The following is a 24,613-nucleotide window of genomic DNA, read 5'->3' as shown; positions in this document are numbered from 1 at the left end:
CCAGGTTGAATTTCTGGATCAGGCGTGTACCTAAGTGACCACGGCAGCCTTCAGCAAGCATGGTGTATTTCGCGTGCAGCTCGTAACCTGGAGTGAAGTTATGCGTTGGTTCGCCATCTTTACCAATGCCCATGTCACCCGTCTGGATACCTTTGACTGAACCATCTTCATGGTAAAGGATTTCAGAGGCAGCAAAGCCCGGGAAGATCGAGACTTCCAGTTCTTCTGCTTTTTGGCCTAACCAGCGCACCACATTGCCCAGTGAGATGACATAGTTGCCATCGTTATGCATGGTTTTTGGCACCATCCAGTGCGGAGCTTCTTGTGATTTTTCATCAGAGAGCAGGAAGAAGGTTTTGTCTTCAGTCACTGGTACATTTAAAGGTGCGCCTTGTTCTTTCCAGTTCGGGAACAGCTCGTTCATGGCACGTGGTTCAAGTACAGCACCAGAAAGAATATGAGCACCGACTTCGGAGCCTTTTTCCACGACACAAACGGACAGATCATTCAGGTTGTTTTCAATTGCAAGCTGACGGATTTTGATCGCAGCAGAAAGACCCGCAGGGCCTGCGCCTACGATGACTACGTCAAACTCCATCGATTCACGTTCGATGTGCTCCATGTGGGACTCCTCATATTACATTCGGTGGCAACCATAATCGGATGATCGGGTGCTGCCATGAGTATTTATAATTCCTGGACACAAAAAGATTAGTGTCTTTCATCTTGTGGGCTAGTATAGTTTTAAACCCAGTTTAAGCCAATTGGCTGAAACATATTATTTTTCCGTCATTAAGGTCTTCTACTATGGATAAGTCAGCAGAAACGAATCATCCGACGAAAAAAACAGCCATGAGTGATGATAAAAATTTAACAAATATTGCACAATACATAAAAGATGCACAGGACAGTCACAAAAGGTCAATACCCCCTTTAGATCAGTGGCAGCCAAAGCATTGTGGCACAATGGATTTGAGGGTTTTAGCCAATGGAGAATGGTGGCACGAAGGTCAATTGATTAAACGCCAAGCCATGATTGACCTGTTCTCAACAGTGCTATGGAAGGAAGATGGCAAATTCTATCTCAAAACCCCGGTTGAGCAGATCGAAATTGAAGTCGAAGATGAGCCCTTATTTGTAGGGCAGGCTGATCAGGTAGAAATTGATGGAAAAAGCTATATTCAGCTGACGACAACGACGCAGGATGTAATCATCGTAGATAAAGAACATCCAATTTTCATGCGTACTTTTGGTGATGAACAGCGCCCTTATGTGCATGTGCGTTTTGGTATTAATGCATTGATTCAGCGAGCTGCCTTTTTACATCTGGTAGAAATGGGTGAGCTTATCGAAAATTCTGAAGGCGACACGGTATTAAACTTGAAAAGTGGTGATTTAGACTTGCATTTAGGCACCTGAGGTTTAAGCTTTGTGCCATGTCTGTCCATTTGAGCAAACAGCCCCTGTATGAGCGCCATTTATCCGATTTCGTCCACACTCGATCCCATTATTGATGTTACTGCAGATGCACCCATTGGGATTTTTGATTCAGGAATCGGAGGCCTCTCTGTTGCACTAGAAATTGCACGCCATTTACCGAATGAACGTTTCGTCTATTATGCCGATACTGCCAATGTGCCTTATGGTCCACGTGAGGATCAGGACATTCGTGAGCTCACCGCGCAGGCAATTGAATGGTTATATCGCAAGGGCTGCAAGGCTGCTGTCGTGGCATGTAATACTGCTTCAGCTTTTAGTCTGGATTATTTGCGTACGCATTATGGCGAGCGTTTTCCAATTATCGGTCTGGTACCGGCTTTAAAGCCAGCAGTTTTGGCGACCCAATCCAAAACTGTGGCCGTGCTTGCCACACCAGCAACTTTTCGCGGTCAGCTGATCAAAGATGTCATGACCCGTTTTGCCGAGCCCGCAGGGGTAAATGTGATTCCAGTCACCTGTCTGGATCTGGTGCCTTTTGTCGAGGCTGGCGAGCAGATGAGTCCCGCGTGTCTAGCGACATTAACCAAGATTTTACAACCAGTTGTAGATCAGGGTGCAGACTATTTAGTACTTGGATGTACACATTACCCCTTCCTAAAATCGTCAATTCAGTATATTTTTGGTCATAAAATGACATTGATTGACTCTGGATTGGCAGTTGCAAGACAAACCGCCCGTATTTTGATCAAAAATGAGTTATTATTTGAAGGCGAGCGTAAAGAAAGTGTAAGAATCGAAATTTTTGTCAGTGGTCAAAATGCTGAACAAGTTCAACCGATTATACAGCACCTGATTCCGGACGATATTCAATGGTCTGTAAGTAATATATAAGCTGAGTTTTAAGTCAGTGAATTACATTATTTTAAAATTTGATATTTTTAAGTGGGGCACGCATATGCAACAGCTCATGGAAATCGAGGTGAACTGTGCATATTCGCGGTAGTTGGAGAGGGTTTGGAATGCTGGATAAACGTTATCAGGTTTTTATATCCACATCTGGTTCGGAAATGCAGCCAGAGCGTATCATCTTGTCGCAAACACTGGTGGGTATGGGCTTCTTCTCCTGGGGGCTGGAACAGCGTAATCCACTCAGTACTGCCTTTGCTCGCCGTCAGATTGATGACTGTGACTATGTGGTAATCCTGCTGGGAAGCCAGTACGGTGAACAGTCCGTTTCTGGCGTTGGCTATATGCACCTTGAATATATCTATGCAGTAACCAAGCAGAAACCAATTATTGTATTTATGCATGATGACCCTGCCTCTCGTGAGCCGTCCCTGCATGATGCCAAAGCGGAATTGCGTGAAAAATTTAATGACTTCCGAAAACTGCTACAAAATGAAGTCGATCAGGTCTTTACCTATCGTAGCCTGCGTGATCTGGAAATGGCAGTTCGCCTGAACATGCCCCAGATGCTAGAACGCTATCCGGTAACTGGCTGGGTGCGTCCTCAAAATGCCCAAGCCCTGCATGATGAAATTGATCAGCTCAAGGCGCGTATTGCCCAAATGGAAGCCGAAGCAGGCAAGCGTGAGCCTGATCCATTTCTGAGCTTGCCTAAAGTGTCCATGCATGAAATTTTTTCTTTTGAATATCGCATGCATGCCTATCAGGATGGTAACTTTAAAGAGCTCAAAATTCAGAAAAAACTGACCTGGGCTGAGCTTCTGGCAATTCTTGGATCTACCTTTGTCAATCCAACGCCAGAAGAATTCTTCTCTAAGCGCCTGAATGAATATTTAAATGAAACTGGTCTGGAAGATGCACGTATAGAAATGCCACGTGCTCATGCCGTGGCACGTGCACAGATGAACATTCGTGCCTTGCATAGCCTGAAAATGCAGATGCGACAAAATGACTGGATTGTACCGACTGGCCGTGATGACCGTCAGCGTTTACTATGGCAGATCACGGCTAAAGCCCAGAAACTGATAGAAAGTAATTTACTGGATAAAGATCGGGTTTTTCAATATAAGTCAGTATATTAATCCATATTATAAATTTATTGAAAACTGTTAAAGTACAGGGGTTGACCCCTCAAGACGGATGATCTGAATGCTTGCTAAACCGAAAGTCACCATTATCCTGGCAAATCTCGGTACTCCTGATGCTCCTACCGTTCCCGCAGTACGAACTTTTCTGCAGCAGTTCCTGTCCGATCAGCGTGTCATTGAAATCCCCAAACCGCTCTGGCAGATCATTTTGCGCCTGTTTATTTTACCTTTCCGTCCTAAAAGGGTTGCGCAGGCTTATGCACAAGTATGGGCTAAAGATTCACCCATGCGTGAAATCCTGCTGCAACAGGTTGAAGCAGTCAGAGCAGAACTGACTCAGCGTTATCCGCAATTCGAGCTGAATGTGGTGCCCGCCATGACCTATGGCAATCCGAACATTCAGACTGTTCTTAGCCAGATCAGCGCACAACCTCAGGATCACGTGATCCTGTTGCCCTTGTTCCCGCAGTATTCAGCCACTTCTACTGCGCCGCTGTACGATGCAGTCGCGAGATGGGTACTGACTCAGCGTAATCTTCCGGGTTTATCACTGATTCGTGATTATTATCAGCATCCACTGTTTATTCAGGCATTGGCACAGAGTGTGCGTGACTATCAGGCGATTCATGGCAAGCCAGAAAAGCTGTTGATGTCGTTTCATGGCATTCCACAGCCTTATGCCGATAAAGGCGATCCCTATGCTGACCGTTGCCGTATCACCGGGAAACTGGTAGCTAAAGCTTTAGGGTTATCTGAAGATCAGTATGCGATTAGCTTCCAGTCACGTTTTGGCAAGCAGGAATGGGTTAAGCCTTATACCGATGCCTTGATTGAAGAGTGGGGCAAGCAGGGTGTGAAATCGATTCAGGTCATGAGCCCGGCTTTCTCGGCAGATTGCCTGGAAACCTTAGAAGAACTGGCAATGGAAAATGCGGATACCTTCAAGGCTAATGGTGGTGAACGCTATAGCTATATTCCGGCATTGAATAGCCGCGAAGATCATTTGCAATTGCTCAATTCATTGCTACAGGCTAATCTTGATGCATTGACTCATACTCTCGCTCACTAATTTTTTGAGGTTTTAAAGCCTATGCTCCAAGTCAAAATTGTTCCTGTAACTGCCTTTCAGCAAAACTGTTCCATTTTATGGGATACAGACAGCAAAGAAGCAGTTTTGATTGATGCCGGAGGTGAGCCGGAAAAACTGAGAGCAGAAGTCGAAGCGCTTGGTCTGACGGTCAAAGCATTATGGCTGACCCATGGTCATTTAGACCATGCTGGAGCGGTGGGTGCTTTGAAAAAAGCCTGGAATGTGCCGGTGATTGGTCCACATAAGGATGATGCGTTCTGGCTGGAGATGATTCAGGAAGTATCTGCTCGTTATGGCTTCCCGATTCCGGAAAAGGTAGAAGTGACTGAATGGCTGGAGGGCGGTGAAATACTGAAACTGGGGGACGAAGAGTTTGAAGTCCGTTTTGCACCGGGTCATACTCCAGGTCATGTCATGTTTTATAACCGCAATCATGGTTTGCTGTGGACGGGGGATGTGCTGTTTAAGGGTTCGATTGGTCGTACTGACTTCCCACGTGGCAATCATCAGCAATTACTTGATTCAATTCAACGTGAATGCTTTAGCCTGCCTGAGGAAACTCAGTTTATCTCAGGGCATGGTCCAATGAGCACGATTGGTTTTGAAAAGCAGCATAATCCTTTTGTCGCAGGTAAAGCAGGTTAAGCGCTTAATGTACACGTAGTAGCTATCTAAAAAATGAAAAAGGAATCGATTCTAGATTCCTTTTTTATTTGAGTGGGTTAATGGGTTATACAGATTACATATTAAGCGAAAGGGTCATTTTGTAGTTTATGTACCTGAAGTCTAATAATCCAAAAAGCCAGTGCAATGAGTATACCAATGCTAATAAAAAAATAATCATGGCGCATGATACCCGTGCCAATACTGAGACAGCATAGTAGAACAAACAAGAACATGACAGTCTTGAGTATAATTACTAACATTTATAAATCCCCAAAAATATAAGTCATTGACATTCTTTATAATTTTTTATGTTTTCTTACGTGTTTAAAGTAAAAAATATTTTATTATCAACTATATAGAATGTCTACGTAGTTTAACATTTGACCAAAAATAAATTCAAGATAAATACTGACCTTAGTTTAATAAAACTTATAAATAATTCTTCATTTAGCTAGAGTTTCTAACAGACTGTGCAAATATTTTGGTTTTTACTTCAAGCGAAAGGATCATGTTGCAGTTGCTGGATTTGCAGTCTTAATATCACGATGGCCAGAACCAGCAGGATACCAATCAAGATAAAGATATAGTCCTGTTTCCAGAGTCCAAGGCCAATACTGGCGCAGCATAGCAAGAGCAAGAACAGCATAAAAATTTTAAGCAGGAGGATAAACATCGGCATGTCCTCTTTTTTTGTTATTTTATTGGAATAGTTATTTAAATTTTATTTTATTAATCAAGAATATAGTGTTTTTAGGCTAGTCTAGCACCAAATGAAAAAGGAATTCAATCCGAATTCCTTTCCTCTGGTCAGTCTCATTTAAAACTGGTCTTCTTCACGGCCTCCATCAGCTTGCGGAGCATCTTGAGTCGGCAGCTTATAGTCTTCATTGGCCCAGGCACCCAAATCAATCATCTTGCAGCGTTCGGAACAAAAGGGACGAAACGCATTGCCTTCCCACGTAGTCAGTGCACCACAACGTGGGCATTTCAGGGTCGTTGGCATGGACAATACTCCACAAAAAATTGGATTCAATTAGGCAAACATAGCCGCACTTGTTAGACTTATGCGGTTTTCATTAGTTTGATCTGATTATGCCAATTCGTCAATTTCAAGCGCAGCGTATGCATGCCCCTCGTGATTTTCAAAGCATCAGCCCTGAACCGATTTGTGTCGAAATTGGTGCAGGCAAGGGCAAGCATGCCTTGTTATTTACCCGGACACATCCAGAGCACAAACTGATTGCAATTGAACGGACCCGTGAAAAATTTCTGGCCATGCAAAAGCAGCATGAATTGGAAGGCCAGCCAAATTTAAAAACCGTACATGCTGATGCCCTGCCATGGGTGGTACATGCACTGTATCCTGGCCAGGTAGAGCAGTTCTTTATTCTGTATCCAAACCCGGAACCACATAACCCGGCACAGCGTTGGGCCAATATGCCGTTCTTTGAATTTTTGCTATCACGGCTGAAAACAGGTGGTTCGATTACGTTGGCAAGTAATATTCCGGAATATATTGATGAAGCTGAACAGCAGATGAAAGAGCTATGGAAGCTGCCTTATGATAAGCAGATCATTGCATCCGATTCGGCCCGTACCCATTTTGAGATCAAGTATCTGGAACGTGGTGAACTGTGTCAGCAGCTAATTATTACGAAACCTGAGGGTTATACCACCCGCTTTGATGATTTCCAGCCTCTGCAGGGGCAAAATGTTGCGCCTGTGGAATAAGCCATGAATAAATACATTGCGATTGTTGGTGCTGGCCCGGCAGGGCTGATGGCAGCAGAAGTGCTGAGCCAGCAGCATTATGACGTACATGTCTATGAGCAGAAGCCTTCAGCTGCGCGCAAATTTCTGATGGCAGGCAAGACCGGCCTGAATATCTCGCATGCTGAACCGGTAGAACAGTTTATCCAGCGTTATGATCAGGCTGAATGGCTGGCGCCGTGGGTAAAACGTTGGGATGCTGCCTGGATCCAAGAGTGGATGCAAGGTTTGGGCATTGAACCCTATATTGGTTCTTCTGGACGGGTGTTTCCAACCGAAATGAAGGCCGCTCCGCTGTTACGTGCCTGGTTAAAACGTCTGGCCGAGCAGGGGGTACAGTTTCATTACCGCCATCAGGTGACCCAGTTAAAACAGAATCAATTGGAACTATTGGATCTGAAAACTGATGAGCTACGAACAGAACTCTTTGATGCGATTATCCTCGCCTGTGGCGCGGTATCCTGGTCAAAGCTTGGCAGTGATGGTCAATGGCAAGCATGGCTAAAGACAGAAGAAATTGAGCCTTTTCAGGCCAGTAATGTCGGAGTGGAGTATCCATGGTCTAGGTTTATACAGCCCATCTTTGGTCAGCCACTGAAACGGGTTGCAGCTTGGGTGGAAGGCAGTGACAAGACTATGGGTGATATCGTCATCAGTCATTATGGTCTTGAAAGTGGCTTGATCTATAAACAGGGGCGTGGTTTGCGTGAACAGGTCAAACGTGGGCAGCCCATGCAACTGTATCTGGACCTGTTTCCCGATCAAAACGCAGCACAACTGGCGCATAAACTGCAATCCAGCAAGAAGCAGTCTTTAAGCAATGTCTGGCGCAAGGCAGGACTGGAAGGCGCTAAAGCTGCACTGGTGCGAGAGCTGGTGCCTAAAAATATCTGGCAGGATGCTGAACATCTGGCACAGCAAATTAAACAGTTGATGGTTCCTCTTCAGGGATTCCGTCCAATTGAAGAGGCGATTAGCTGCGCAGGTGGTGTAAAACGTGATGTGCTGACGGAACATTTGCAACTTAAATCCAATCCCTATGTATTCCTATGTGGAGAAATGCTGGACTGGGATGCGCCCACCGGTGGTTATCTGTTGACTGCCTGTATGGCAACCGGTCGTGCAGCAGGTGAAGGTGTCGCGGCTTACCTGTCTGGTTCTGCTTGAAGCGAGGATATTTTAGACATTCACAGTCAGTAATTTTTTAGGCTATATTGGGCGAAAATTATTCACAAGGATGGTTGCTGATATGTCGACTCAAGATCATTATGCCGGTAGTTGTCTCTGCGGTGGAATCCAGTATGAAGTTCGTGGACCGCTGAGTGATATTATTCAATGTCACTGCCGCCGTTGCCGTAAAGCTACCGGTACTGCCTTTGCTACCAATAGTCCGATTGCCCAAGCAGATTTTCGTCTGCTCCAAGGACAGCAACTGCTGAAATCATTCACTACCACGACCGGCGTGAGTCGAAATTTCTGTAGCGAATGTGGTTCTCCGATTTATAGCGTGAAAGCAGATCTGCCGGATGTTTATCGTCTGCGTATTGGCAGTCTGGATACACCGATTGAGCAGAAACCGACTTGTCATTTCTATGTCGGTTCTAAAGCTGAATGGGAGGACCTTCACGATACCTTAGCGCAATATCATGAACGTCCTTAACAGAAAGCAGATCAGTCTTACTGGGCTTTAGCTTGAGTTTCTGCATACTGGTTACGCCAGTGTTCCAGCTGTTCCTGAGCATGCAGATACTGTCCCAAACCTTTTACATTTTCCTTGGCATCATGCTGGATCGCTTTATCTGAAGAGGTTGTGCCCAGCAGTTTTTGCTGCTGTTCCCAATATTGATAAATTAGCCCCTGAATATAACGACCCTGTTCAGTTTTTAGTTCCAGACTTTTTAATAAAGTCAGTGCAGACTGGATATGGTCGCGCTGGCGTTGCTGCATAAATTCTTCAGTCAGATTACCTTCCTTACGCATACGCTCAGTTTCAGCTTCAATATCCTCATTTAAGGATTGCAGGCGCTGCTCAAAGTCATCCAGTACGGCAATATCATGTTGATCATCCGCTGTTTGCGGAAAATCTTTCACCGGTTGTGTTTTCAGCTCCTTCATCACTTCTTCAGCTGCTTCATTTTGCTGAGTCGCTTCCTGTTTCGGCGCATCTTTCTGATTACACGCCACCAGCAACAGGCTAGAGGCAAGCAAGGTGATGCGGCTGAAGTTCTGAATATTTGGCATTGTTTTGTCCTGTTAAAGTTTTATCAAGGCGTTGGAATTTTTTGAAAGATATAGACATGGGTAATATAGGGGAAGTCAATCTGTTCATCAGGCTGCTTGCCAGTATATTCTCGTATGATCTGTTCAAACTGAGATTTGAGTTGCTGCTGTGCATCATCAGACTGGGCGGCGATAAAGCTGGTCGAGAGCAAACGTTTGGACACCACCTGTTCCACAGTTCCAGAATGGAACTGCTGCAAAGTCGTTTCTGCTACCGGATGAAACAGCTGCTGATCCTGAAATACATCGCGCCATTGACCACTATGGTAGCGTGGCGTATCGCCTTCCATGGGGAGAATAAAGTCTGCCAGAGCTTTGACCCAGTCGACATTAATATCACGCTGGTTCCAGATCAGGACCAGATAGCCCTGATCTTTCAGAGTCCGATGAATTTCCTTAAGGCTGTCGAAATTGGCGAACCAGTGAAAAGACTGTGCGCAAAATACAGCATCCATCGAGGCATTTTCTAGAGGCAGGGCGTCACTCATCGCCTGCAAGGTCGGAATATCTGGATGAACCTGCTTGAGTTGCGTTAACATCTCTGCGACAGGATCAACCGCCAGAATATGCGAACTGAGTAATTTCAGTAGGGGCAGGAATTTACCGGTACCGCTACCCAAATCAAGTAATTGGGCATGACGGGGTAAGCCAAGCTGCTGTTGCAACCAAGGTACTAATGCTTCAGGATAACTTGGGCGCACCTGCTGATAGCGCTCAGCAGCGCTACTAAAAGCTTGTTGTGCAGCAGGATGTAATGATTGTGTCATATTTTGCGCTTTTTAATCTTGGTCTTCGCTATAAAATAGCATATTCATTTTTGCATCGTTTTGCGCCATTGAATTTGTAATGGAAGCGTTCGTTTTACAGGCATGGGAAAGTTATGGAAAAACAAATCGTCTTTGAAGATGAGCACATTCGCGCAATCTTTATGCCGGGTTCATCTTCAGAACTGATCTTCTCCTTTGGGGATCTGATTACCCGTGCCAAGGGAACCACCATCAATGCAGAGAAGTCGCTGCAAAAGTTTGAATTCAATGTGCTCGGGATTATGCCCAAGGATAAATCCTGGTTTCCACAAGCGTCTATGCAAGCCATGCTGGACGCGATTGCTGAACTAATTGCACCATTTGAGCAGCGTATTGCCTATGGCGGTTCAATGGGCGGTTATGCGGCAATTAAATATTCTAATGCTCTGGATGTACAGCGCGCCGTAGCCATGGTGCCGCAATACTCAATTGATCCGGAAGATGTGAAAGATGCCCGTTATAACATGTTCTATCAGCCGGAACTGAATGGCGAGATGCGCATTACTAAGGCAGATGTCAGTGAGGATCGTGAATACATTATTATTTATGATCCGCACTATGCCCAGGACCGTGCGCATTATCATAAGCTCAGAGAAGTCCTGCCGCTACATCACGTATTGCATCTGGCCTTTACCAATCACGATGCGATTGCCGTGTTGGCAAGCTCCGAACTGGTGAATGATTTCCTGCTGCATGAATTTGATGCCAGCTATTTTTATCAGAAGATGCGCCGGGTCAAAAAGAACAGCAAGTTTTATTACCGTAAGGTGATTGAAAACCTGTTGCCACGGCATCGGATGGCTTTGGGCCGTATCCTGAAAAATAATGACCTGCAACTCGATTCACAGTTTTTTGATGCCAATCAGAAGCAGACCATTTTGCGCGAGTTACTCAGCAATAAACAGGTGGATCAGCATGATCTGATGAAACTCGGCATTCAGGTCAATCTGCCACAGGAAAACCGTCAGATCCTGCTGGATATCTATGGGCATGGTCTGGTGTTCAATGTCATCAGTAACAAGATTGAAAGCTATGCCGATCAGGCGATTGCGCTGAACCATAAATTCCTGATTCCGATTTATGCGCGCGGCAATGGCCTGTTGACCATCAGCTTGAATGACGAACGTTATCTCGTCGTCATGAATGACCGTCATATGATGAAGCTGGTCAAGGAACAGGAACCGCTTTCGGTCGGAATGCACCCAATTCTGATGAAACGTTATACAGATTTCTATATGTTCGGTTATAAGGAATTAAGTCTCAAAACTGATGAATACGGTGCAGCGGCGTTTGTTGATGACAGTGACAAAAATACGCACTTTGTGACACGCAGTGAAGCAAATTAACTTGAAATATCACTTAAAAACAATGGCTTGACTTATTGTTTTGCTGGCATAAGATGTAGTTATGCGGTATGGATTTTTCATCACCGCACGCGATCGTTTTCGTGAGAAGGGGGTACATCTTATGCAATCTACACAGTTCGCCACCATATTTTTAATGCTAACTTTGGGCCTGCCCAATCTGGCATTCGCCAAAGATAGCGTACACCCGACCATTATTTTCCTGAGTGCAACTATCGTATTTTTGATGATTCTGACCGTTTATATTGTTTACAAAATTCGTCATTCTGTGCGTAACCATCTGGATAAACCACTCGATTAAACAAAGCAGGATAAAGTCTAAAAAACGGTTGAAAACCCTGTATGACTTGTTTTAAATGGCAGGATAAATTGTCTAACAGGATTGAGGGTCAGGCCGTGAAAGCCGTATATTTGGATTATGCTTCTCTAGATCAACAGGATCTCGACTTTCAGGCGCTGCATGGCGTATTTGACGAGTTAACCTTATATCCTGCTACTTCTGTGGCTGAACTTTTGCCACGCGTGCAAGATGTCGATGTCATCATCACCAATAAAGTCATGGTAAATGCCGAAACCATTCAGCAATGCCCTCAACTGAAACTGATTTTAATCTCTGCGACTGGTACCAATAATGTTGACTTGGCCGCAGCCAAAGCACGCAATATTGTCGTGTGTAACTGCCAAGCCTATGGCACTTCCGCTGTCGCCCAACATACTCTCATGTTAATGCTGAATCTGGCGACGTCTTTCCTGCCTTATCAGCAAAAATTACAACAAGGCGAATGGCAAAAGGCGACGCAATTCTGTTTGCTGGATGCACCGATTGTAGAACTGTCTGGTAAGACTCTCGGCATTGTGGGTTATGGCGAACTGGGTAAAGCTGTCGCCAAATTGGCAGAAGCGTTTGGTATGAATGTGATGATCGGATCATTACCCAACCGTCCGGGGGATGCCTCACGTGTACCATTCGCGGAGTTATTGCCACAGGTTGATTTCCTGAGTTTGCATTGCCCGCTGACTGAAGATACCCGTAACCTGATCAGCCATGCCGAGCTGGAAGCCATGAAATCCAGTGCCTTCCTGATTAACTGTGCGCGTGGCGGTATTGTTGATGAAGCGGCTCTGACACAGGCATTACGTGCAGGCAAAATCGCAGGTGCTGCCACCGATGTACTGACGATAGAGCCGCCGAAAGAAGGCAATATTCTGCTCGATCCAGGCATTCCGAATTTGATCGTTACACCGCACAATGCTTGGGGCAGTGTCGATGCTCGCCAACGCATCGTGGATCAGATGGTAGAAAATGTTAAAGCCTTTCAGGCGGGCCAGCCGATTCGACAGGTGAACTGATCTGATTTAGTTAATCCAGATATTATTCTCTTCAGATTAAAAAAGCCCATAAAGGGCTTTTTTTAATATCCTATTTTTTAGAGATCATCCACTGCATAACTGGTTGCACCACCTGAACTGGATGGTGACTGCGGTGTGACACTTTGCGTTGCTGTTGAAGATTGGCTTAAAGGCTGCTGCTCAATCGGGACTTGCTGTTGCGGATTACCGCGCCAGACATCTTTAGTCTGCTGGATTTTCTGACCGGTTTGCTGAGCCACTTGTGTTGCGCCTTGGTCTACTTTTTCAATGGTGGTGGCTGCGGTGGATTTGGTATTGTCCCAGGCACGATCCACACCCGGCTTGATTTTGGCAATGCCTTTTTCTGCTGCTGCACCAACTTTTTCAGCGGTATTGATTACACCTTGTTGGGTTTTATAAGCAAATACATGCAGCAGGTTTGGATTATCACCATAAGGGACAATCGGTTTTGCATCTTGCTGCGTTTCACTGGCTTGAACAGTCTGGATAAAAAGAGGCGTACACATCAATAATGCAGTGCTGAGGATCTTGGTTTTTTTCATCGTCGTTTTTTTCAGGGTCATAAGGGATCGACCTCGCAGATTGGGATAACGGTTTTAATTCTGTTTTCAGTGTAATGGAAGGTAATGTAAAAACAATGAATATTCTGTGCGATTCACTTAAATGATCCGAGAAAGAAGGAAGTAAAGCTGGCTGATCTCAAGAATAGGTAGAGAATAAATTTGATAGGAAGACTATTTGAAAGAAAAGTTGCCCCATATTTGATGTAAATACAGGGCGGGGTGCTTAGTTACACTGTTCGATTGCTTCTTTGGCAAAGTGATTACGTAGTGCCAGGAAGTTCTTTTGAGCGGTTTCGCTGTGCAGGTCAAATTTCTGTGCAGTGCTGGTGTTGTCGCGCTGGAAAGTTGCTGAACCAGCATCAATCAGAGTCAAACCTTTAAATGACCATTGTTCAATTACGCGGCTGCTTTCAAGCTGACCTCTAAATTCGATCACGCATTTGTCCATGAATTTGGTCAGTTTTGCGCTGTTGTTCGTCGTTTCAGGATAAACCTCAAGATTCTGTACTTCCTGTAATACGCCCAGTTGGAGTTGAGGAACAGTCGGTTGAGATGTACACGCTGAAAGAGCAATACCCGCAAGACCAGTCAAAATAAGAGCTTTAAATTTCATATGATTCTTTCTTGTTGAGTGTTGTTAGGTTGAGTATAGGGAATTGACTATAAAATGAAAACTTAATTTCTTATTTCAATAAAAATCAGTTTTTTTTTACAGGTCCATTTCTCTTAGCAAATTCAGATTGCTTCTTCCTATTGTTAGAAAAATAATAAAAATAATTACTTGGGGTTAGTGTGGTTAAAATAGCATATGCTTGAACTAGACTGATTAAGCAAAGATACGTAAAAAATATACTTCTGAATATATTTCGATAGCCTATTAGAAAAGACATATTTTTAAATATATACATTAAGATGCTAGAGAATATTATGGATATTAAAATTAAAGTTGTAAGCACTAAACTTAATGTTAATTTTTGGAAAATAACATCAGTTTTTAATTGATTATTTTCTCTTTTTACAATATTTGTAAAATTATCGGGATATAAAATTGCTAACCAAATTCCTAAAATTGCAAAGATAATTGATGACGAGGTAGATAGATTTTCCAAGATTTCTTTTTGATCAGCAAATGGGATAAAGCTCCCAATTTGAAAGAATGCGATTAATGTAAACGCAATTATTATAATTTTAATTATCACTGTTATACTCGAGTTTTAAAATTCCACTTTTATTTGTATCTAACCAATTAATTAAGCTATTGCTTTCAATAATATTTTTATGATTTTTTAGAAGAGGGATTTCAAACTCATTTGTTGCAATACTTTTATTTAGCCAATGGATAGTTCCTGTATCTTTCTCTAGAGAAAATCCTAAGTCTTCCCATTTACTACTGATATCAGTAGAGTTATTCCATTCTTCAATAATTTCAATTAATTCATCTTTAGTTTTTGGTTTATAATAAGTTTCGAAAGAAAATTTTACTTTATGTTCATGAAAATCAGGAATTTGAGTATTTATGAATTTCTTTGTAAATTTAGATATTAAATCTAATTTGATGAAGTCTTTAGTACTAATTTTATTATGCTGATGCATCTTGAAAATTTTATGCCAATTTTGTTTTAGATGTTCGATTTTTCCTTTGTTTCGTATTAATCGAGTTTCAAAATATCCAATCAGATCATAATGAGTACTGATGCCATCAGACCATCCACCAATAACATGCTCATCCTCGCCATCTAAGTTAGTCTGATATTCACTTATGACGTAATGACTTAACTTGGAAAAAAATTCTTTTAGATATTTTTCCAAATTGCTTTTTCCATTTAGAGAGTGCTCAAAAGATATAGAAGCCATTCTATTTTCTTTAGGCATGATATAAAAATAAGAAGGGTATCCAGGAATATCATCAGGGTCTAAATTAGTAAAATTAATGTCAGCTTCACCAACTTTAGACGAACCTGAGATTGTGGGAAAAGTACTATTTATAGAGGCTGTTTCATTCCATGTAATAAGCAAAAAATTATTTAAACTAGATTTTTTTATATCATAATAAAATGTTCTTTTTACTTCTTTTTCATTTATTGGTGAGAAAGTACAAGTTTCTTTTAATGGTTTATCATCTAAAGTCGTCCAAGAAATCAAATCATCTAAAAAGGATTCTAAGTCGCCGAACGTAGGATTGTCAGTTTTATTACCACGAGGGTATAAGCCACATTTATTGATTTTGTATAGTGTTATTTGTGCATCTATTTTATTTGTCATTAGAATCGCATAATAAAAAAACCCGCTATCAAGATAGCGGGTTTTTTGATCAATTTCAATCTGTAACAATTAGTGCTGTAATACCGAAATATCAGCAACTTTCGTGAATAAGTCACGCAATTGTGCAAGCATACGTAAACGGTTTGCTTTCAGGTCGGCATCATCCGCCATCACCATGACACCATCAAAGAACGCATCGACTGGTGCACGAAGTGCAGCAAGTGCAGACAATGCAGCAGTGTAGTCTTTGGCAGCAAATAACGGCTCAACCACAGGCGTGATTTTCGCAAGTTCAGCGAACAATGCTTTTTCAGCATCTTCAACCAAGTTTGCTTCAACCACTGAGCCTTCAGGTGCAGCTTCTTTTGCAAGAATGTTGGCAACACGCTTATTCGCAGCAGCAAGAGCAGCAGCTTCAGGCAAGGCACGGAAGTGATTGACTGCATTTACACGCTTGTCAAAATCAAGAGGAGATTTTGGAGACAACGCTTGAACGGCTTGAATTACATCAACAGCAACGCCTTGGTCTTCGTATTTCGCACGGTAACGACCTTCAAGGAATGCAACAGCATCATTTAGCGTCTTATCATGATCTTTCAATACATCGCCATAAGCAGCAAGAGCAAGTTTGATGAGGTCTTCAATCGACACATCAAGCTCATTTTCAGTCACGAGACGTAAGATACCAATCGCAGAACGACGTAGTGCAAACGGGTCTTTAGAACCTGTAGGCGCTTGACCAATACCGAAAATACCAGTCAAAGTATCTAAACGGTCTGCAAGTGCAATCGTTGTACCTGTCTTAGTTTTCGGTAAAACGTCACCTGCGAATTTAGGTAAATACTGCTCACCTAAAGACTCAGCAACTTCGTCATTTTCGCCTTCAAGACGTGCGTAGTAAGTACCCGCGATGCCTTGAAGTTCTGGGAATTCACCCACAAGCTCAGAGGTTAAATCGCATTTAGCAAGAAGGGCTGCTTTTTCAGCATCTTCCGCTTTTGCACCTGTAATTGGCGCTAAAGCAACAGCGAGTTTTGCAATACGTTCAGACTTGTTCCAAAGCGTACCGAGTTCTGCTTGGAAGACCATATTCGCAAGTTTCTCTTTACGAGAAGCAAGCGGTTGTTTTTGGTCTTGTAAAAAGAAGAATTCAGCATCCGACAAACGTGGACGAACCACTTTCTCGTTACCTTCAATAATTTGTGTCGGGTCTTTCGACTCAATGTTTGACACAGTAATGAAGTATGGTTGCAGTTTGTTATCGCTATTCACTAAGCAGAAGTACTTTTGGTTGTCCTGCATCGTGGTGATCAATGCTTCTTGAGGAACAGCTAGGAAGCGTTCTTCGAAGCTGGCACGAAGCGCAACAGGCCATTCAACCAGTGCGGTTACTTCATCACGAAGGTCGCTTGGCACAATCGCAATTGCATTTACTTCATCAGCAAGCGCTTTTACTTGACTATCAATGATTGCTTGACGCTCTTCAAAAGAAGCCACAACGTAAGCTGCTTTTAGCTTGCCTAAGTATTCGTCAGCATGCGTTAAAGTAATCGCTTCAGGCGCATGGAAACGGTGACCGAATGTTACGTTACCCGCTTTGTGATCCTGAATGGTTGCATCAACCACATCGTTGTCTTTAAGCAATACTACCCATTTTACAGGACGTACAAATTCAGTACGGCTTGCCGCTGAACGCATACGTTTTGCGATTGGTAGGTTGTCTAAAGCATTTTGTAAAATTTGTGGTAAAAGTACATCAAGGCTTTGACCTTTTACGTCTTTTAAGTAGCATACTTTTTCAACTTTACCGGCCTGGAAAGTTGATACTTGATCAACAGTGATGCCTTGACCACGCATAAAGCCTTCTAAAGCTTTGGTTGGATTGCCTTCAGCATCAAACGCCGCTTGTTTTGCAGGACCGTCAAAACGTTTTTGAGTGTCTGCTTGTGCGCCATCAACATTGATAATTTTAAGTGCAAGGCGACGTGGTGCTGCATAAGCTTCGATTGAATCAAAAGCAAGACCCGCATCTTTTAAGCCTTTAACCGTTTCAGCTTGCAAAGCATCACGTAATTTTTTCAGGCTTTTCGGTGGAAGTTCTTCACAGCCTAATTCGAACAATACTGTATGTTTAGACATTATTTGCTCTCCTTAGATTCAACTTTTGCTTCCGCTTCAACTTGTGCTTTTAACTGCGCTAAAACTTCATCACGAAGCTCAGGCTCTGCCATTGGGAAACCAAGTTCAGCACGTGCTGCTACATAGCTGGTTGCAATCGAACGTGCTAATGTACGTACACGTAAGATATAACGCTGACGTTCAGTCACAGAAATTGCACCACGTGCATCAAGCAGGTTAAAGCTATGCGATGCTTTTACCACTTGCTCATAGGCAGGAAGTGGCAGTTTCGCTTCGATTAAACGCGTTGCTTCAGCTTCGTAGAAGTCGAACAGTTCAAACATCTTAGCGACTGGTGCATATTCAAAGTTATAAGTCGATTGTTCTACTTCATTTTGATGGAACACATCGCCATAAGTCACAGTACCAAACTGACCTTTGGTCCAAACCAGATCGTAAACTGAGTCTACACCTTGCAGGTACATCGCCAAACGTTCCAGACCATAAGTGATTTCGCCTGTCACAGGGTAGCATTCAACACCACCGACTTGTTGGAAGTAGGTGAACTGTGTCACTTCCATGCCGTTCAGCCAAACTTCCCAACCTAAGCCCCAGGCGCCTAGTGTTGGCGATTCCCAGTTGTCTTCTACAAAACGGATGTCGTGAACTAAAGGATCAATACCGATGGCTTTTAAAGAATCCAGATAAAGCTGCTGGATATTGTCCGGATTTGGCTTTAATACCACCTGGAACTGGTAGTAGTGTTGCAAACGGTTCGGGTTTTCACCATAACGGCCATCTTTCGGACGGCGTGATGGCTGAACATAAGCCGCGTTCCAGGTTTCAGGACCTAGCGCACGAAGGAATGTTGCAGTGTGGAATGTCCCTGCACCCATTTCCATGTCGTAAGGTTGCAAAACGACGCAGCCTTGCTCCGCCCAGTAGTTTTGTAAGGCAAGAATTAAGCCTTGGAAGGTATCAATATGCGATATGGCGCGACTCATGGTCATCCACTTAAAATTAGAGAAAAATTGTGCTTGATTATAAGGATTTTGCGAAGGCGTGGCAAAGGTTATCCATTAATTGCCTGCGCCGCTTTTTATTCGCCTGACGCAACTGCCTGTTCATGCGCACGCAGACTGAGAAAGATAAAAAATCCGATAGAGGGCAGGCTAAAGCAGGAAATCATGAATAGAGTACTGAGCAGATCATTGGAACTGAGGAAATAAGCCAGAATCAGCGTTGCCAGAATACCCACCAGTACAATACTGAAGATATGAAACTGCTGTAGATGGTGTAATACAAATAGACTGATACATAAAGGAATATAGATCAGGCAGAGATAAAACAGCAGCCCGAAAATGTACATGATCAGCATGAAAGTCACCATCGAGAGTAGAAGTGAGCTCGAAGTCATAGCCAGGAATAACAAGTGCAAGATCAGCAGCACGAACATCAAAGGTCCATAGAGTGAGGTTAAACCGAGTACGGGTGCCAGCAACAGTTGTACTGCAATTCCGGTTTTGGTTTGTTGTAAAGGCTGGATTAGAAAATGCATCGTTTTTATTCTTGTTTGAGAGAAGAAAATACGCCGCTTAGGCGCGGCTCTGATTATAATTTTTTAGATAGAGCACCCTCAGCATAAGCAAAAAAACCAATGAGTAAAAGATATAAAATAAATACATCTTTAAAGCCAAGGGTTTTATAATGCCTGCACTCCCCAAAACAATAATTCAGGCCAACCGTGTTGCATAGTTCCTCAGAATGGCTGCAAAGCCTTAAGCCAAATTTTAAAATTCTCCCTGTCAAAGACCGTATCCTGTGTGGTTTAGGTGCATTGATCGGTCTGGCACTGTCGTCTTTAATCAGCCTGTGGGCACTGGGTGATTTTCAGGCGTGGTATATCGCGCCGATGGGTGCTTCGTCAGTATTACTGTTTGCCGTACCTGCCAGTCCGCTGGCACAGCCGTGGAATATGGTGGTTGGAAATACTATTGCCGCGATCGTAGGGGTGAGCTGTACTTTGCTGTTTCCCAGCCTGACCCTGGCATTCAGTCTGGCAGTAGCAATTGCGATTATATTGATGCTAAGCACTGATTCTCTACATCCACCAAGTGGGGCAGTGGCGATTACAGCGGTACTGGGCGGCAATGCCATTCATGAGCTGGGCTATGCTTTTGTGTTCTATCCGGTCTTGCTGAACTCGGTACTGTTGATGGTGGTAGCGATTGTATTTAACCGGATGTTGGGTAAGGCTTATCCGCAACAGCTGCAGATTAATACCCGTTCTAAAGACCCAACCCCGACCCAGAAAGTGACGATTCAGCCACAGGATATTCAGGCTGTACTTGATCAACAGACCCAGTTACTAGATATCAGTGAATATGACCTGCAAAAAATTATTCTGGAAGCACAGAGCAAGGCCAGTGAACGTGCTGACAGCCCGTTCCTGTGTCAGGATATCATGAGTAAAGACGTTGCCAGCTTGCAGGAAAGTGATGATATCCGGCATGCCTTGGCGAAATTCCGACAGATGAATCTGATGAGCTTACCGGTAGTGAATGCGGAAAAGAAACTGGTTGGAACTTTGGCGATGTATCAGCTGGTGGAATGGTTTGAGCGTGCCACCGATATTCGCAGTGGCTGGGAATCTGAAGTCGGACATATTATGAGCCGGAAGGTGGTGACTGTACAGCCTGGCCAGCCGATTCAGGACCTGGTGCCGTATTTCGTTGAGCGTTCCTTTAATTATATTCCGGTACTGGACGAAGGTCAGCTGGTCGGTATCATTAGCCGTGCTGACATGATTGCCGCTTTATATCAGGAGTTAAATCATTTCAAGCTGAGTGCCTGATCTGGACGGATGTAGATCTATCTTCGAAAATGAAAAAGCACGCCGTAGCGTGCTTTTTTAATCCATTCATCTTTAGAGAAAGAACCAGTAAATAAATAGCGATACCAGGAAAATACACATGATGTTGAGGACAAAGCCAACTTTCATCATTTCCGACTGCTGAATATAACCGGTACCAAAGACAATCGCATTCGGCGGTGTTGCTACAGGCAGCATGAAAGCACAGGATGCACCAATTCCAATCACAATCACCAGAATTTCTTTAGGCATTCCCATCTGATCGGCAATGGCGGCAAAGACCGGCACCAGTAGTGCAGCGGATGCGGTATTACTGGTAAATTCGGTCAGGAAAATGATGAAGGTTGCTACCACAAAGATAATCACTAAAGGTGAAGTATCACCAAAGGTATTTGCCAGAGTTTGCCCCAAGACCAGAGAGCTGCCTGAATCTTTTAAAATGGCACTCAAGGTCAGGCCGCCGCCAAACAGATAGAGCACGCCCCAGTCGGTATTCTCTGCAATCTGCTTCCAGGTTGCGGTACCTAAAATTGCCACCATACATGCGGCCAGAATCGCAATCCAGGTATCTGGCTGGCTGATTCCAAAGTTCTCGGTCAGCTTTTTACTGAAAATCCAGGCCAGGGCAGTACAGATAAATAGCACCATTGCGGCAATACGGCTGCGGGTCCAGGGAATATCTTCAGTGACAAACTGTACTTTGTGATTCAGCTTGGGACGCAGCACTAGATAAAGACTGATCAGCATCGCAGGCAAGATAATGAACATCATTGGCAAACCAATTTTCATCCAGTCTGCAAAGTCATAACCCAGCGCTTTGGCAGCAATGGCATTCGGTGGCGAACCTACGATTGTACCTAGACCACCAATACTGGCGGAGTAGGCAATCCCGAGCAGAATAAATACGAAGGTTTTACGTTCTTTCTCGACATCCAGATGCGAAAGTAAACCCAGCGCCAGCGGTAACATCATGGCTGCGGTAGCCGTATTAGAAATCCACATGGACAGGGCGGCAGTCACGGCAAAAATGGCCAATACTGAAATACCCAAATGTCCACCGGATAAGGAAATAATCCACATGGCAATTTTCTTGTCCAGTTTCTGGATATGCAGCGCCGTTGCCAGTGCAAAACCACCAAAAAACAGGAAAATAACCGGATCGGCAAAGGTGGTTAAAGCAGCTTGGGTGGTAATGGGTACCAGCGCATCGCCGTCGGCCATCGGCATGGCTAACAGTACTGCCAGTATGGGAATCAGCAGGGCAGTAATAGTGATATGAATTGCTTCTGTCAGCCATAAAATGCCAATAAAAGCCAGCAGAGCCAGACCTTTGCTAGCATTCTGGTCATAAGGTAAAACCTGATACAGGATAAAGGCTACAATGGCCGCGATGATAATCAGGATCCATCCTTTCATTACGCCTTTAGGCATAACGTTGGTGGGGGTGGCAAGGTTTTGACTTGTCATACGCACACTCCTTGTTTTTATACAGCTAATTTTTATGAAGAATCTTTCTAATCATAAAGAGGTTTGATTACAAATTATACTAATTTAAAAAAAGATGATTTGAATGTTGTAATAATGCAGTACTCTGCCATAGAGCCTGTATGCCTAAAACCATCAGCAAGCCTAAGACTAAAAATTTAAAATGCCGCTGTGACAGGCGATGACGGATTTTTCCGCCAATCCAGACGCCAATCAAAGCAAAAATGGTAATACCGATCAAAATGGATTGTTGTTGTGGATTAATCTGGATCAGGATTGGGAACAATAAAAGTAACTGGATCAGTTTACTGACAATAAAATTCAGGTTGCTGATAATGACGATATCGGTCTTGCTGAGCTGGCTGCTGAGCAGATACATCATCAGGAAAGGAGCCATGGCATTGGTCGCTCCACCAATCACACCAGCCAATAAACCAAAACATACCATACTCAGAATATGCGGGCTGCTCTGAAAAGATTTGGAGCGAAGCTGATCTAGTACATAAAATATAATTACTGTCCCTAGCAGCAGTTTGAGATAGCCTTCATTCAGCCACAGCAGCAGTTTGACTCCGAACAAACTGCCAATCAGGCTGCTTAAAATCAGTGGCCAATACTGTTTGAGATAATAGCGAATGCTCTGCAGCAGACTGTGCCGCGGATCAGCATTCAGCATCAACAGATTCAGGAGCAGGCAGGGGAAAATGACCAGTGTCACTGCCAGACTCAAGGGATATTGGCTGGATAGTACCGCAGTACTCATCATCGGGAAGCCAAACCCACTCAAGCCATGCAGCAGTGCTGCTACAGCACATAAGCACAGTACAATCCATTCAGCCTGTGTCATCCTGAATCCATTTCAAGGAGTTTTTAACTAAGTTATAGAGAAATCAGCCAGTTGGCAAAGGCTAGAGAAATAATTTAACAATTTATTAAATCGCCTGAAGCAGGCAAAAAAAAGCTGTGGTCATTAGGGGAAATGCCACAGCGCAAAAGGGAATTACTATTTATTCTATAAAAAGGAAACTTACAGCGGATCTTTATTTACATCACGAATTGGTCGTTGATAGCCCGTAGACTGATGCGGGTTATGTTCAACCATAGCTTGCTTTTTTGGCATGATCAGCCAAAGTACAAGATAAACTAGGATACCTGGGAAAGCGGCACTCATTATAGAGATCACCACGAAAATCAGACGCAGTAAATTTGCATTCCAACCAAAACGTTCAGCAATACCACCCATCACACCTGCAATCATGTTCGAGCGGTTAGAGCGATATAAACCAACATTGGCCATTCAGGTCTCCTTAATAATTAAGATAAAAGAACAACGATGTTCCTTTTAAAATATGGAGCTAAGTTGTTATTTTTAAAGTGTCTAAATACAATTTATTCGTAAATTTATGTAAATTGGGATTAAGTATTTTTCTCGGAATCTTTAACATGAAGACGAAGGTTCCTGAATTTAATAATAATCTCCTGCCTTTGATTTTATAAAAATGCTTGGCTGTTCATAATCTGGTTGAATTAAATGAAATTTAAGGTTTTTAAAGCTTTCAAGAGGTTGGAGTATCAGCTCGGTGTGATATTACTGAGTACACTCGGGCTGGTGGGGTGTGAGCCTCATTCGGGTAAACCGATCAGTGATACTGAACTTGAGTTGCACCATAAAGAGGGGGTAGCTGTTTCTCTTGCTAATCGAGCGCTAGATGAAAGTACTCAAGCCAAGAAACTGACTGATATTGCCGGTCATGCCACTTTCAGAGAGGAAGATGGTTTTAATGGACAGCCTATTCCAGATTATGCGGTTGACTTCGTTGGACGCTATTACACGGAAGTCAGTTGTAATGATGGTTTTTCTCCCTGCAAAAATGGCAAGGCAATGTTTATTCTCACCCTTGCCCCGAATGGCCTGGTATATCGCAGTATCTTGCAACATGGTCAGGTATTTACCTTCCAAAACAAGATGGCGACACCTTATTCAACCTATCGTAAAGACCGTTGGGAATTGAACCCCACCCGTAAGGAGCTGGTGGTCTACCGTAAAGAGGGCCTGGTTTTGTTTTATACCGTCAAAGACAATACCAAGCTGGTGATGAATATTGAAAAAACCCAGCAAGAAAATCGTCAAGAGCTGATGGATCGACATTATGTGCTGCCACGTATATCTTATGAACTGGTAAAAGATGTTGATAATCAATTGCCTTCGCCACAATAAGGCGAGGGGAGACTAAGAAAAATCAAAAAAATCCTGATGCGTTGAAATAGCCCAGATATAGATAAAAATTATAAAACGATTGAAAGAAAACTGTAGTTTGGTGGTTATGTAGGACTTGAAATCACGTCCCATAGCTTAAGAAGCTCTTGTTCTAGTAACTGGACTAATAACGCACAAATATATCTAAAATAATCCCAGCATATTTTAAAATTAAGAGAGCAAGAATTCAGAAAAGACGAATCAAAGCCGTGATC

The 24,613-nt window shown here is 43.4% G+C and carries 27 protein-coding genes; 13 read left to right on the top strand and 14 right to left on the bottom strand.

All coding sequences use genetic code 11. From position 1 onward, the window contains the following. A partial coding sequence (locus B3D47_RS03575) for an NAD(P)/FAD-dependent oxidoreductase (protein WP_286859962.1) occupies nt 1-622 on the bottom strand: 622 nt, incomplete at its 3' end. Nucleotides 623-807: 185 nt separating this feature from the next. Between B3D47_RS03575 and B3D47_RS03570 the strand changes: the two genes are divergently transcribed. The 5 genes from B3D47_RS03570 (at nt 808) to B3D47_RS03550 (ending at nt 5,229) form a co-directional block, all read left to right on the top strand. Then, nucleotides 808-1,419, top strand: a complete 612-nt coding sequence (locus B3D47_RS03570) for a DUF1285 domain-containing protein (protein WP_286859960.1) — start codon at nt 808-810, stop codon at nt 1,417-1,419. Nucleotides 1,420-1,467: 48 nt separating this feature from the next. Continuing rightward, complete coding sequence (gene murI / locus B3D47_RS03565) at nt 1,468-2,331, top strand: glutamate racemase (protein WP_286859959.1); 864 nt, start codon at nt 1,468-1,470, stop codon at nt 2,329-2,331. A gap of 128 nt (nt 2,332-2,459) precedes the next feature. Next, nucleotides 2,460-3,488: a DUF4062 domain-containing protein gene (locus tag B3D47_RS03560; protein ID WP_004813438.1), complete on the top strand. Its 1,029-nt coding sequence runs from the start codon at nt 2,460-2,462 to the stop codon at nt 3,486-3,488. A gap of 67 nt (nt 3,489-3,555) precedes the next feature. Further along, on the top strand, nt 3,556-4,563 hold the full coding sequence (hemH, locus tag B3D47_RS03555) for a ferrochelatase (RefSeq protein ID WP_286859958.1): 1,008 nt from the start codon (nt 3,556-3,558) through the stop codon (nt 4,561-4,563). 21 nt (nt 4,564-4,584) lie between these two features. After that, on the top strand, nt 4,585-5,229 hold the full coding sequence (locus tag B3D47_RS03550) for an MBL fold metallo-hydrolase (protein ID WP_103800679.1): 645 nt from the start codon (nt 4,585-4,587) through the stop codon (nt 5,227-5,229). A gap of 514 nt (nt 5,230-5,743) precedes the next feature. Here B3D47_RS03550 and B3D47_RS03545 read toward each other — a convergent pair. Beyond that, the gene (locus B3D47_RS03545; RefSeq protein WP_004890431.1) at nt 5,744-5,923 is read right to left on the bottom strand and encodes a hypothetical protein; all 180 of its coding nucleotides are present in this window, start codon (nt 5,921-5,923) and stop codon (nt 5,744-5,746) included. A 144-nt stretch (nt 5,924-6,067) separates the two neighbouring features. Next, nucleotides 6,068-6,253, bottom strand: coding sequence for a DNA gyrase inhibitor YacG (locus B3D47_RS03540; RefSeq protein WP_004890428.1), 186 nt, complete (start codon nt 6,251-6,253; stop codon nt 6,068-6,070). A gap of 83 nt (nt 6,254-6,336) precedes the next feature. Here B3D47_RS03540 and B3D47_RS03535 point away from each other — a divergent pair, with 83 nt between their 5' ends. From B3D47_RS03535 to B3D47_RS03525, 3 genes are all read left to right on the top strand, one after another. Next, a complete protein-coding gene (locus B3D47_RS03535; protein ID WP_286859965.1) occupies nt 6,337-6,981 on the top strand; it encodes an SAM-dependent methyltransferase in 645 nt (214 codons plus the stop codon). A 3-nt stretch (nt 6,982-6,984) separates the two neighbouring features. Then, nucleotides 6,985-8,187, top strand: coding sequence for a TIGR03862 family flavoprotein (locus B3D47_RS03530; RefSeq protein ID WP_286859955.1), 1,203 nt, complete (start codon nt 6,985-6,987; stop codon nt 8,185-8,187). An 82-nt stretch (nt 8,188-8,269) separates the two neighbouring features. Continuing rightward, nucleotides 8,270-8,680 carry a GFA family protein gene (locus B3D47_RS03525; RefSeq protein ID WP_286859953.1) on the top strand — a complete coding sequence of 137 codons (411 nt, stop codon included), beginning with the start codon at nt 8,270-8,272 and terminating at the stop codon, nt 8,678-8,680. Between the two features lie 17 nt (nt 8,681-8,697). On the opposite strand, the gene B3D47_RS03520 is transcribed toward B3D47_RS03525, so the two are convergent. Both B3D47_RS03520 and B3D47_RS03515 read right to left on the bottom strand, forming a co-directional pair. After that, the gene (locus tag B3D47_RS03520; RefSeq protein WP_248603262.1) at nt 8,698-9,261 is read right to left on the bottom strand and encodes a hypothetical protein; all 564 of its coding nucleotides are present in this window, start codon (nt 9,259-9,261) and stop codon (nt 8,698-8,700) included. Nucleotides 9,262-9,284: 23 nt separating this feature from the next. Continuing rightward, complete coding sequence (locus B3D47_RS03515; protein WP_286859951.1) at nt 9,285-10,067, bottom strand: class I SAM-dependent methyltransferase; 783 nt, start codon at nt 10,065-10,067, stop codon at nt 9,285-9,287. Nucleotides 10,068-10,180: 113 nt separating this feature from the next. On the opposite strand from B3D47_RS03515, the gene B3D47_RS03510 reads away from it, so the two are divergent. The 3 genes from B3D47_RS03510 to B3D47_RS03500 all read left to right on the top strand — a co-directional run bounded on the left by B3D47_RS03510 (nt 10,181) and on the right by B3D47_RS03500 (nt 12,820). Beyond that, nucleotides 10,181-11,452, top strand: a complete 1,272-nt coding sequence (locus B3D47_RS03510) for a hypothetical protein (RefSeq protein WP_286859949.1) — start codon at nt 10,181-10,183, stop codon at nt 11,450-11,452. A gap of 121 nt (nt 11,453-11,573) precedes the next feature. Beyond that, nucleotides 11,574-11,771, top strand: coding sequence for a hypothetical protein (locus tag B3D47_RS03505; protein WP_004813413.1), 198 nt, complete (start codon nt 11,574-11,576; stop codon nt 11,769-11,771). A 95-nt stretch (nt 11,772-11,866) separates the two neighbouring features. Then, nucleotides 11,867-12,820, top strand: a complete 954-nt coding sequence (locus B3D47_RS03500) for a 2-hydroxyacid dehydrogenase (protein WP_286859964.1) — start codon at nt 11,867-11,869, stop codon at nt 12,818-12,820. 77 nt (nt 12,821-12,897) lie between these two features. Here B3D47_RS03500 and B3D47_RS03495 read toward each other — a convergent pair whose 3' ends face one another. The 6 genes from B3D47_RS03495 to B3D47_RS03470 all read right to left on the bottom strand — a co-directional run bounded on the left by B3D47_RS03495 (nt 12,898) and on the right by B3D47_RS03470 (nt 19,342). Beyond that, entirely contained in the window at nt 12,898-13,404 is a 507-nt protein-coding gene (locus B3D47_RS03495) for a hypothetical protein (protein ID WP_004890409.1), read from the bottom strand. A gap of 223 nt (nt 13,405-13,627) precedes the next feature. Continuing rightward, nucleotides 13,628-14,017, bottom strand: a complete 390-nt coding sequence (locus B3D47_RS03490) for a hypothetical protein (RefSeq protein ID WP_004813407.1) — start codon at nt 14,015-14,017, stop codon at nt 13,628-13,630. 575 nt (nt 14,018-14,592) lie between these two features. Continuing rightward, a complete protein-coding gene (locus B3D47_RS03485) occupies nt 14,593-15,735 on the bottom strand; it encodes a hypothetical protein (protein WP_286859946.1) in 1,143 nt (380 codons plus the stop codon). Continuing rightward, nucleotides 15,736-17,805 (bottom strand): glycine--tRNA ligase subunit beta, encoded by a 2,070-nt coding sequence (gene glyS, locus B3D47_RS03480; protein ID WP_286859944.1) that lies wholly within the window; start codon nt 17,803-17,805, stop codon nt 15,736-15,738. Then, nucleotides 17,805-18,788 carry a glycine--tRNA ligase subunit alpha gene (gene glyQ / locus B3D47_RS03475; protein ID WP_286859942.1) on the bottom strand — a complete coding sequence of 328 codons (984 nt, stop codon included), beginning with the start codon at nt 18,786-18,788 and terminating at the stop codon, nt 17,805-17,807. The genes glyS and glyQ overlap by 1 nt, the downstream gene beginning before the upstream one ends. A gap of 95 nt (nt 18,789-18,883) precedes the next feature. Then, nucleotides 18,884-19,342, bottom strand: coding sequence for a hypothetical protein (locus B3D47_RS03470; protein WP_278363311.1), 459 nt, complete (start codon nt 19,340-19,342; stop codon nt 18,884-18,886). Nucleotides 19,343-19,528: 186 nt separating this feature from the next. Here B3D47_RS03470 and B3D47_RS03465 point away from each other — a divergent pair, with 186 nt between their 5' ends. Continuing rightward, entirely contained in the window at nt 19,529-20,638 is a 1,110-nt protein-coding gene (locus B3D47_RS03465; protein WP_004890397.1) for an HPP family protein, read from the top strand. Nucleotides 20,639-20,710: 72 nt separating this feature from the next. Here the strand turns inward: B3D47_RS03465 and B3D47_RS03460 are convergent, their stop codons facing one another. The 3 genes from B3D47_RS03460 to B3D47_RS03450 all read right to left on the bottom strand — a co-directional run bounded on the left by B3D47_RS03460 (nt 20,711) and on the right by B3D47_RS03450 (nt 23,438). Then, entirely contained in the window at nt 20,711-22,123 is a 1,413-nt protein-coding gene (locus B3D47_RS03460) for an SLC13 family permease (protein ID WP_004890394.1), read from the bottom strand. A 79-nt stretch (nt 22,124-22,202) separates the two neighbouring features. Next, nucleotides 22,203-22,988, bottom strand: coding sequence for a sulfite exporter TauE/SafE family protein (locus B3D47_RS03455; RefSeq protein WP_286859939.1), 786 nt, complete (start codon nt 22,986-22,988; stop codon nt 22,203-22,205). A 180-nt stretch (nt 22,989-23,168) separates the two neighbouring features. Beyond that, the gene (locus B3D47_RS03450) at nt 23,169-23,438 is read right to left on the bottom strand and encodes a PspC domain-containing protein (RefSeq protein WP_286859938.1); all 270 of its coding nucleotides are present in this window, start codon (nt 23,436-23,438) and stop codon (nt 23,169-23,171) included. Between the two features lie 234 nt (nt 23,439-23,672). On the opposite strand from B3D47_RS03450, the gene B3D47_RS03445 reads away from it, so the two are divergent. After that, entirely contained in the window at nt 23,673-24,359 is a 687-nt protein-coding gene (locus B3D47_RS03445; protein WP_286859936.1) for a hypothetical protein, read from the top strand. Nucleotides 24,360-24,613: the final 254 nt, after the last annotated feature.

Source organism: Acinetobacter sp. UBA3461 (assembly GCF_002381195.1).
Taxonomy (GTDB): domain Bacteria; phylum Pseudomonadota; class Gammaproteobacteria; order Pseudomonadales; family Moraxellaceae; genus Acinetobacter; species Acinetobacter schindleri.
The sequence above is the reverse complement of the archived record's forward strand: the minus strand, read 5'-3'. Positions and strand labels throughout refer to the sequence as shown.